The organism is Oleiphilus sp. HI0125, assembly GCF_001635355.1.
In genome coordinates, this window is record NZ_LWGF01000790.1 from 1 (window position 1) to 1,565 (window position 1,565).

1 protein-coding gene is annotated in these 1,565 nt (G+C 45.8%); it reads left to right on the forward strand.

Translation table 11 applies throughout. From position 1 onward, the window contains the following. Positions 1-200: 200 nt before the first annotated feature. A partial coding sequence (locus tag A3762_RS12335) for an acyclic terpene utilization AtuA family protein (protein WP_068755814.1) occupies positions 201-1,565 on the forward strand: 1,365 nt, incomplete at its 3' end.

Below are 1,565 nucleotides of genomic sequence, written 5' to 3' on the forward strand. Positions count from 1 at the left end.
TTCAACAATAACGGCCACCAGCCACTCCCTAGAAATAAGTATTTACAAAAAACTGATAATAACGAGCTTGCGAACTATTTACAAACCAAGCACTTGCTTGGTAAGGTGCTGATACCAAAAATGAGTAACCCATCTCATCTGCTTTTTTAACTCAGTTTCACGTCGCGAGTAGCGCCGTCTTAGACAGGAAAAAACGCACAATGGCAGAAGCGAAAAAAATAAGAATTGGTTGCGCATCAGCGTTTTGGGGTGACACCGAAACCGCAGCACAGCAACTCGTCGATAAAGGCAACATCGATTACTTGGTTTTTGACTATCTCGCAGAAATCACCATGTCGATTATGGCTGGTCAGAAAATGAAAGATCCGAGCGCTGGCTTTGCACCAGACTTCGTGAAGACGGTCATGGCACCTCTTCTTGAGAAAATCAAAACCCAAGGCATTAAAGTGATCAGTAATGCCGGCGGCGTAAATCCAGCAGCGTGCGTAGAAGCATTAAAAGCGATAGCAGAAAAAGCGGGTATCGAATTAAAGATCGCTATGGTCGATGGAGACAACGTCCTTCCATTAAAGAAAAAGCTCGCTGATCAAGGCGTCGTTGAAATGTTCTCTGGCACACCTATGCCTCCTATGTTCGTAAGTATGAATGCATACTTGGGTGCTCCAGCCATTGCGGCTGCTCTTGCTGAAGATGCTGATATTGTCATTACCGGTCGCGTAGTCGACAGTGCAGTCGTTCTCGGCGCCATGATGCATGAATTTGATTGGTCATGGAGCGATTACGACAAACTCGCTCAAGGCTCTCTAGCTGGACACATTATCGAATGTGGAGCGCACTGTACTGGTGGTAATTTCACTGACTGGGAACTGGTCAAAGATGGGTTTGATGACATGGGCTTCCCTATTGTAGAAATAGATCAAGACGCAGAATTTGTTATCACAAAGCCTGAAAAAACGGGCGGTTTAGTCACAACAGCAACGGTTGCAGAGCAAATCGTTTACGAAATCGGCGACCCAGAAAACTATATCCTTCCTGATGTTGTGTGTGACTTTACACAAGTGAAGCTAGAACAAGCCGCAGACAATCTCGTTCGGGTATCTGGCGCCCTAGGTAAAGCACCAACTGATCAATACAAAGTATCGGCCACCTACCCCGACGGTTTTAAATGTACCGTGACATTTTTACTTGCTGGCATCAATGCAAAAGCAAAAGCACAAGCCGTGGCCAAAGCCATTTTGTCTAAAACCTCCCGTATGATCGAAGCAAAAGGCTTAAGACCTTATTCGGAAACCAGTATCGAACTACTCGGTTCTGAAGCCACATACGGCGAGCATGCCAAGGCTGAGATGTGTCGAGAGATTGTTGTGAAGATTTCTGTCGCTAGCCCAGACAAAAAGTCGCTTGTATTGTTTTCAAAAGAAATTGCTCAAGCCGCAACTGGCATGGCTCCGGGTATTACAGGCATTGTCGGAGGTCGCCCTACTGTTTGGCCGAAGATACGCCTCTATTCATGTTTGATTCCTAAGTCGACTGTCGATCTTGCAGTGAAGTTTGATGAGCAAACA